Here is a 6014-nt window from a genome sequence, read left to right as displayed (position 1 = left end):
AGCACCAGACGCACAGCCCGCTCCTTGAGAGCAGGATCGATCTTCTTCGGCATGCTGTTCATCCTTCCGGACTCAAACAGCAGCGGCATCAAACCTGGGGCGCTTCATCTGGAGTCTTACGTTGAGGTAGGGAAGCTCGGCTATGTCCGCCCACACCATGACGGGTCGTCCATGCTGGAGTTCGCTACGGACCCATTCCCAGCCGACCACCGGATCGTCGGTTTCGCGCACATCGACCTCGGCCCCCAGGCGGGCGAGGAGGTCCACCTCGAGGTCACTGCTGCGCCCGACGAGGTAGACGGGCGGGGTGAGTCCCGCCAGCCTCAGGTAGGTAAAGGCGAGACCACCTCCCATCCCGAACACGAGCCCTTCTCCAGGCACTTCTTGCCAACCCAGCCCCGCCCATTCGAGCAGGTCACGCAGGGCTCCGGATCCGCAGTGCCCGGCCATTCGGTGTGGGTACTTCAGCAGCACCCTTCTGGACTGGAAGTGGCCATCGACGACATTCGGTGTCACAACAGATCCCGGAGCTTCTCGTCGCAGAACTTCAGCGCATCGCCCCATGTCGCGTGGCGCTTGATCATCGCACGGAGCTTCATGATCTTGCTCTGCATATTCAGGCCGAGTGCGCCGACCAAGCGGTCGTCTTCACGGTAGAGCGCAAGCCACCGGTCATCCCCGGCCTTCCACATGAGCCGCACCTCATCGCTCTGCGGGATACCGACCATCTGCAGCCGGTGCTCGTACCAGTCCGACCAGAAATAGGGCACCGTCTCGTACGTCGTCGCCTCGGCTGGGTTGGCGGCGTTGCGGCCAGCCAGAGCACCTTGCTCGGCCGATGAGGTCCAATGCTCCAGCCGCATCATCCGGTCGAAATGTTTGTTCTTCCACCGCGCCACGTCCCCCGCCGCGAAGACGTTGCCCGGTCCGGCGCACAGCGTCTCGTTGCAGAGCACGCCGTCGTCGATGCGGAGCCCGGAGCCCTCGAGCCACCCGGTCGTCGGCTCCGCCCCGACTCCCACCACGACAAGGTCGGCATCGATCGACGATCCGTCGGAGAGCACCGCACGCTCGACGCGATCGTCTCCTTCGAAGTCCTCGACGGTGATGCCGCAGCGGAGTCGGGTGCCGTGGCGCCAATGGAGCCCAGCGCAGACCCCGGCCATCTCCTCACCCACGGCGCGGGCAAGGGGAAGAGGGGCCGCCTCGACGATGGTGACGGGCAGGCCCCGTTTACGGGCAGCGCTGGCCACCTCGGAACCGATGAAGCCGCCACCCACGATGAGCACGGACCGGGCTCCATCGAGTCCGCGGCGGATACTCTGTGCGTCCTCCAGGGTGCGCAGCGGATGAACGCCGGGAAGGTAGTCATGGGGCAGTTGTCTGGCGGTCGCGCCGGTGGCAATCACCAGAGCGTCGTAGGAGAGTGTCTCCCCATTCAGTTGTAGCTCCTCAGCCTCCGCGTCGAGACCGATTGCTTGGGAGCTGAAGCGAAGCTGCACGTCAAGCTCGCCGAGTTCATCGGCCGACCGGTGCGTAACAGCCTCAGGGTCGGAGTCCGGGTCCAGGAAGCGCTTCGACAAGGGGGGACGATCGTAGGGCAGGTGGGCTTCAGCGCCGACGAGGGTGACTGGCCCCTGGTAGCCCGCCTTCCGTGCGCCTTCGACGGCACGCAGGCCGGCGAGGCTGGCTCCAACGACGACGAGACCGGCGGTCGAGCTCACTCCTCGATCCGTAAGGCAGCAGTCGGGCAGGCGGCGACGGCCTCTTCGACGAGAGCGCGGTCACCGTCCGGCGGGGTGGGCTGCGAGATCTGGAGCTCTCCGTTGTCGCCCACTTCGAAGTGCTCGGGCGCGACCGACTCGCACATGCCGAGGGAGGAACACTTGTTCTCGTCGACCACGATCTTCATCTTGCGTCCTGTCGTCATGACGCCGGGGTGAACTTCACGGGCAGATGGTTGACCCCGTGGAAGAAGGTGCTGACTGTGTAGGACGGCTCACCGCATACTTCGATGTCGGGCAGGCGGTGAAGCAGTTCACGCCACAGCGCTGCGAGCTGTTGGCGCGCGAGCTGGTTTCCGAGGCAGTGGTGGATGCCGCCTCCGCCGAAACTCACGTGCGGGTTGGGGTGCCGGGCGAGATCGAACTTCTCCGGCTCCGTGAAGACATCGGTGTCCCAGTTGGCCGAGGCGTAGAACATCACCACCTTGTCGCCTTCAGTGATCTGCTGCCCGTTGAGTTCGCAGTCACGGGCGGCAGTGCGCCTGAACGTCATGATCGGCGTCGCCCAACGGACCATCTCCTCCACGGCGCCCTTGATGCGGCTCTCGAAATCCTCCATCAACCAAACCCGCTGATCTGGGAAGTCGGTCAACGCCTTCATTGCATGGCTGGTGCTCTGCCGCGTGGTGTCGTTGCCGGCTACGGTCAGCAGCCCGAAGAAGGAAATGATGTCGTCGTCGGAGAGGCGTTCGCCGTCGACTTCTGCCTGAACCAGGGAGGTGAGTAGATCGCTCCCGGGATTCGCGCGCCGCTTCTCGATGAGGTCGCCAGCGACCTCCCGCAGGTAACCCATCGCCTCAAAGAGCCGCGGTAGAACCTCCTGATCACCCATCAGCTCGGGGTCGTTCCAACCGCCAGCGAACTGTGCCTCATATGCGGCCCTGCGTCGAACCTGCTCAGGTACCCCCATCATGTCGAAAATGTTGTGCATCGGCAGCAGCGCCGACACCTCGGACACGAAGTCGACCTCCCCCTTGCCGGCGATGTCGTCCACCACCCGCTTGGCATTGGCCCTGATTTGGTCATTGATACGGGAGATCTGTTTGGGGGTGAAGGCTGAGCTCAACAACCGCCGTACCTTGGTGTGCCGGGGCGGGTCCATGGCGATGAAGCCTTGTGCGGCGTCGAGCAACTCCTGGGGCATGGACTCCATCACGATGCCTTCTCCGGACAGGAAATCGGCGTGACGCTTGGTCACCTCCACGAGATCCGCGTGCCGAACGACGGCCCAAAAGCCCTGATCGTTCGGATCCTCCACGAGCAACTTTTCTACCGGGCGATGCCAGCTGACAGGTCGCTCCGCCCGTAGCAGCGCGAAAGTCCTCTCGCGTTCAGCAGCTGACGCTGACCAGAAGGACATCGACGACAAGTCAGCTTCGTCGTAGGGACGGGCTTCGCGAGTGGCTGCAGACGTAGTCATGGGCTCTCCGGCGTCGATTGACAGAAGAGTGCTATCTGACCATACGCTGACAGTAAGTGCAAGCGTGTAAAGCAGCGATTGGGCTTCCAGGTAAGAAATGTCAGCCGTCTGACAAAACGGGGGATGTGTAAGGTAGTTCCGTGTCCACTCCGTCGCTACGTGAGCAATTCCGCCGACAGGTGCGCGAGCGTGCCCTGGAGGTCGCGCATGCGCTGACCGTCGAACGAGGATGGGCACAGGTCCGCATGAACGAAGTCGCCGAACTCACGCGTGTGTCTCGGCCCACCTTGTACGCGGAGTTCGGTGACAAGCACGGGCTCGGCGAGGCGCTGGTCCTGCGTGAGACAGATGCTTTTCTCACCGGGATCGCCGAAGTTCTCCGTCAGCATCAGGGCGACGCTCAGGGCGCGGTCACAGAGGCTGTGCGTTACGCGCTCAAGCAGGCCGAAGCCAGCCCCCTTCTCAGGGCGATCCTGACTTCGGCGCGAGGCGTCGACCAGGACCTGCTCCCGCTGCTAACCACGGACGCCGCACCGATCTTCCGCGCCGCCTCGGAGACGCTGGTCGCTTGGTTCTCGGTCCACTTCCCGGAGTTCCCGCACGACGATGTAGGGCCAGCGGTCGATGCCCTTGTCCGGCTCACCGTGAGCCATATCGTGATGCCTGCTGATGAATCCCTCGATCAGACCGCTTCGCGCCTGGCGAGCTTGGCGTTGCGTTTCATCGAGCCGCACGCCACAAGGTTGTGAGTAGCCGTCGCCACGGACGAAGGGTCATACCGCTCCCGCGACTGCAGGGAGCTACCCAGGATTCATGGCATGCATTGAGGCGTGTGGCCTCGGGTGAAGTACCTCGGCTTCTCGCTGGCTGATCAACCGACAAGCATCTTCTTGAACCTGGCCAGCGCGCCGCACTGTTGTGGTCGCGCAACCTCGGCAGGGGGCGGTGAGACGAGGTCGTCCCGGCGGCGGGCTTCGAGTTCGAGGGCTTGGCCCACCCGGCTGGCTGCCCGGTCGAAGTCACTGGCCAGCCCAGCTGCGACGGCCATGGCCGCCCAGTCGTTGTACGTGGTGGCTCGGACAGCGTGAGCGATCGCCTCCGTAGGCGGGTGTGCGGCCAGCTCGTCGATCACCCTCCGCACGCCCCGATAGGTCTGAGCGGCCTGGCGCCACGCTTCGACGGCCGCCTCCTGGCGGTCCTCCGGGTCACCAACGAGCCCCCCTTCCAACGATGCGGTCAGCTGGGTGTGCCACCGCAGCAGCAGCGCGTCCGTGAGGTCTTCGGTGTCGTGGAAGAAGGCGTCGACGCCGTCGACGTCCGTGGGGATCCGGCCGTCGTTACGGGCCTGCATCTCCTCGATCACGGCGTGCAGCACGCTGGCCCGTGTCGGGCTGGGATGTGTCTTCACGGTGGTTCCGCTCACTCTGCTTGAGCCGGCGCGCACGCGTGCTCGATTGGCAGTGAGATGTAGCCGCGGATGGGGCCCGAGCGAAGTCGGACCGCTGAGTCCAGATCGACCTCCCAGTCGCGCCGGCTGGCCAGGAGTGTCTGGAGCGCGATGCGGGCCTCTAGTCGCGCCAAAGCTGCGCCGAGGCAGAAGTGGATCCCGCGTCCGAACGCGACCTGGCGCTCCGGCGCTCGATGGATGTCGAAGCGGTCGGCGTCGGGAAACGCGTCTTCGTCTCGGTTGGCTGAGCCGAAGAGCAGCAGCACGGTGTCGCCCGCCATCATGCGCTGACCGTGCAGATCAACCGGTTGGATCAGGGTGCGCGAAAGCCCCTGGACCGGAGAGTCGTACCGGAGAAGCTCCTCGACGGCTCCCGGGACGAGCTCTGGACGGTCCGTCAGCAGCCGTCGGCTCTCGGGATTCTCACTGAGGACGACCGCGCTGTTGGAAAGGAGGTTCGTGGTGGTTTCGTGTCCGGCGACGAGGAGCAGGAGGCAGAAGCCGAGGAGCTCCTCCTCGCTGAGGTGTTCGCCGTCTGCTTCCGCCTGAACCAGCGCGCTCATGAGGTCGTCTTGGGGGTGCGCGCGTCGCTCGGCGAGGAACGCCGAAAAATAGTCGTAGAGCGCTGCGGCGGCGTCCAGGCCAGGACCGAACTCTCCACGGGTCGGGTTGGACTGGATGAGGGTGGTGGACCAGCTCCGGAACCGGTCACGGTCTTCACGCGGCACGCCCAGCATGTCAGCTATCACGATCGCCGGAAGCGGGCCGGAGAACTCGGAGACGAAGTCCCAGCGGCTCGAATCTGCGGAATGGCTTAGTAGGTCTTCGACGATGGCGTGGACGTGCGACTTGAGTTCGGCGATCCGCCGGGGCGTGAACGCTTTGCTGACGATCTTGCGCAACGCGGTGTGACGGGGTGGATCCGTCATGATGAGCATGGGTAGGAACAGCTGCGTCATGTCCACTCCCGGCGGAGTGGGAAAGATGCCCGACGCGGAGGAGTACCGCGTCGGGTCGACGAGGGCTGCCGAGACGTCGTCGTATCGGCTGAGTACCCAGGTGTTCGCCTGCGCCGACCAGTAGGCCGGGGCGTGGTGCCGCAGCTCGCGGTAGACGGGGTAGGGGTCTTCGGTGATCTCGGGGTCGAACGGGCTATACGTCAGATGTTGGTCGTTCATCGGCATCCTTTCGGGGTAGGCGTCTACATGAGCGCGTCGCGGACGGAGCCCGCGGTTGCGTGCGGAGGTCGCGCGTTTTGAAGCGCCCCAGGTTTGATGCCGCTGCTGTTTGAGTCCGGAAGGATGAACAGCATGCCGAAGAAGATCGATCCTGCTCTCAAGGAGCGGGCTGTGCGTCTGGTGCT

General features: G+C 64.6%; 7 protein-coding genes. 1 reads left to right on the top strand and 6 read right to left on the bottom strand.

Annotated elements, in window-relative coordinates; genetic code table 11:
- Positions 1 to 72: 72 nt before the first annotated feature.
- Genes FIP57_RS22845 through FIP57_RS22830 form a run of 4 tightly spaced genes read right to left on the bottom strand, consistent with a single transcriptional unit; the run spans position 73 to position 3042 of the window.
- Entirely contained in the window at positions 73 to 474 is a 402-nt protein-coding gene (locus tag FIP57_RS22845; protein WP_238993688.1) for a BtrH N-terminal domain-containing protein, read from the bottom strand.
- 38 nt (positions 475 to 512) lie between these two features.
- Positions 513 to 1724, bottom strand: a complete 1212-nt coding sequence (locus FIP57_RS22840) for an NAD(P)/FAD-dependent oxidoreductase (protein ID WP_148576185.1) — start codon at positions 1722 to 1724, stop codon at positions 513 to 515.
- Positions 1721 to 1930, bottom strand: a complete 210-nt coding sequence (locus tag FIP57_RS22835; RefSeq protein WP_238993687.1) for a ferredoxin — start codon at positions 1928 to 1930, stop codon at positions 1721 to 1723. The genes FIP57_RS22840 and FIP57_RS22835 overlap by 4 nt, the downstream gene beginning before the upstream one ends.
- Positions 1927 to 3042 (bottom strand): cytochrome P450, encoded by a 1116-nt coding sequence (locus FIP57_RS22830; protein WP_238993686.1) that lies wholly within the window; start codon positions 3040 to 3042, stop codon positions 1927 to 1929. Before FIP57_RS22830 ends, FIP57_RS22835 begins: the two co-directional genes overlap by 4 nt.
- 302 nt (positions 3043 to 3344) lie before the next feature.
- Between FIP57_RS22830 and FIP57_RS22825 the strand changes: the two genes are divergently transcribed.
- The gene (locus tag FIP57_RS22825; protein WP_148576181.1) at positions 3345 to 3953 is read left to right on the top strand and encodes a TetR/AcrR family transcriptional regulator; all 609 of its coding nucleotides are present in this window, start codon (positions 3345 to 3347) and stop codon (positions 3951 to 3953) included.
- 122 nt (positions 3954 to 4075) lie between these two features.
- Here the strand turns inward: FIP57_RS22825 and FIP57_RS22820 are convergent, their stop codons facing one another.
- Together FIP57_RS22820 and FIP57_RS22815 are read right to left on the bottom strand one after the other, a co-directional pair.
- A complete protein-coding gene (locus tag FIP57_RS22820) occupies positions 4076 to 4567 on the bottom strand; it encodes a hypothetical protein (RefSeq protein ID WP_148576179.1) in 492 nt (163 codons plus the stop codon).
- A gap of 56 nt (positions 4568 to 4623) precedes the next feature.
- Positions 4624 to 5835, bottom strand: a complete 1212-nt coding sequence (locus FIP57_RS22815; protein ID WP_238993685.1) for a cytochrome P450 — start codon at positions 5833 to 5835, stop codon at positions 4624 to 4626.
- Positions 5836 to 6014 lie beyond the last annotated feature (179 nt).

Source organism: Nocardioides caldifontis (assembly GCF_008087345.1).
Lineage (GTDB): Bacteria > Actinomycetota > Actinomycetes > Propionibacteriales > Nocardioidaceae > Marmoricola_A > Marmoricola_A caldifontis.
This window is presented reverse-complemented; position numbering and strand designations above follow the sequence as displayed.

Excerpts from the sequence above, each read along its gene's own strand:
- FIP57_RS22815 (WP_238993685.1), bottom strand. The coding sequence starts at position 5,835 with ATGCCGATGAACGACCAACATCTGACGTATAGCCCGTTCGACCCCGAG.
- FIP57_RS22835 (WP_238993687.1), bottom strand. The coding sequence starts at position 1,930 with ATGACGACAGGACGCAAGATGAAGATCGTGGTCGACGAGAACAAGTGT.